General features: G+C 69.2%; 2 protein-coding genes. Both read right to left on the reverse strand.

All coding sequences use genetic code 11. The features are described from left to right. A partial coding sequence (locus VGD44_RS06185) for a sialate O-acetylesterase (protein WP_331084979.1) occupies window positions 1-717 on the reverse strand: 717 nt, incomplete at its 3' end. 11 nt (window positions 718-728) lie between these two features. After that, on the reverse strand, window positions 729-1,655 hold a 927-nt coding region (locus VGD44_RS06190), incomplete at its 5' end, for a helicase-related protein (RefSeq protein ID WP_331084980.1).

Below are 1,655 nucleotides of genomic sequence, written 5' to 3' on the forward strand. Positions count from 1 at the left end.
GGCGGTTTCGTAGAGGGTGAAGAAGGTTTCGCCGACGGCGATGAGGCCTTTGGCGTCGAGGTGGAGCTGGTCGGGCTGGCGGGGGAATCGGGTGCGGTCGGCGGTGTCGAAGCTGTCGGTGTTGGCGGTCTCGCGGTCGACCTCGGCCTGGGCGCGGCCGACGTCCTGGGCATAGCGGCCGCCCACGGCCACGTGGCTCCAGGCGACGTAGCCCTGCGCGTCGCGCATCCAGCGGTCGCGGACGGCGTCGAGATAGGCGCGGAAGTTCGCGCGGTAGGCCTGGGCCGCGGCGCGGTCGTGGGCGTCTGCTTCGCCCTGGCTGATGAAGACGGCGTCGGGGCGCTTGCCCAGCACCTTGGAGGCCGCGTCGATGCGGCCCTGGGCGCGGTCGAACATTTCGCCGCGGCTCTTCGGGCTCCAGTCGAGGTACGGGTTGAGGTCCTGCGCGAGGCTGGTGTCGCCGGCCGAGGTCTTGACGATGTAGAGTGGCCGGTCGGGATGGGCGGCGCGGAAGCGCATGGCGAACGCCACCTCCGGGCCCCACGAGTAGGCGTTGGTGTTGACGGTCGGCTGCATCACCTCGAAGCGCGAGGCGCGGTTGTTCCAGACGAAGGTCTGCGGGTCGGCGTGCCAGCCCGTGGCCGTGAGCGTGGCGAGGCTCATGGCGTAGCCCACCATGTTGGACTGGCCGGCGAAGGCGACGAAGGCGGGCGTCATGCGGGCGTAGCTTACGGCCCCTTGCGCCGGCGGCCGCGCATCTTGCGCATCTCCTCGGCCTTCTCGTGGCGGACCTCGGTCTTCAGCCGCTTCACGGCCTCGCGGTCGACGGTCTCGCCCTCGGGGGTGATCATCTCGTTGGCGAACTCCAGGTCCAGCATCTTCAGGCGCTTGACCTCGTCGCGCAGGCGGGCGGCCTCCTCGAACTCCAGGTTGGCGGCGGCTTCGCGCATGCGGGCTTCCAGGTCCTTGAGCGTGGTCTTGAAGTTATCGCCCATGAACGGCTTGCCGCCCTCGGCGACGCCGGCCGGGACGGTGACCCGGTCCTTCTCGTAGGGGCTGGCGAGGATGTCCTTGATCGAGGATTTGATGCTCTCGGGCGTGATGCCGTGCTCGAGGTTGTACTGCTCCTGCTTCTCGCGGCGGCGCTTGGTCTCGGCCATGGCCCGTTCCATCGAGCCGGTGACGCTGTCGGCGTAGAGGATGACGCGGCCGTCGACGTTCCGGGCCGCGCGGCCGATGGTCTGGATCAGCGAGGTCTCCGAGCGCAGGAAGCCCTCCTTGTCGGCGTCCAGGATGGCCACCAGGCCGCACTCGGGGATGTCGAGGCCCTCGCGCAGCAGGTTGATGCCGACCAGCACGTCGAAGGCGCCGAGCCGCAGGTCCCGGATGATCTCGATGCGCTCGAGCGTGTCGACGTCCGAGTGCAGGTAGCGCACGCGCAGGCCCTGCTCGTGCATGTATTCGGTGAGGTCCTCGGCCATCTTCTTGGTGAGGACGGTGATGAGGGCGCGGTAGCCCTGCTGGGTCACCTGGCGGACCTGGTCGATGACGTCGTCCACCTGGCTGAAGCCGCCCTTGGTGACGGGCTTCACCTCGACCGGCGGGTCGATCAGGCCGGTGGGGCGGATCACCTGCTCGGCGAAGACGCCGCCGGT

Source organism: Phenylobacterium sp., assembly GCF_036402295.1.
Classification (GTDB): Bacteria; Pseudomonadota; Alphaproteobacteria; order Caulobacterales; family Caulobacteraceae; genus Phenylobacterium.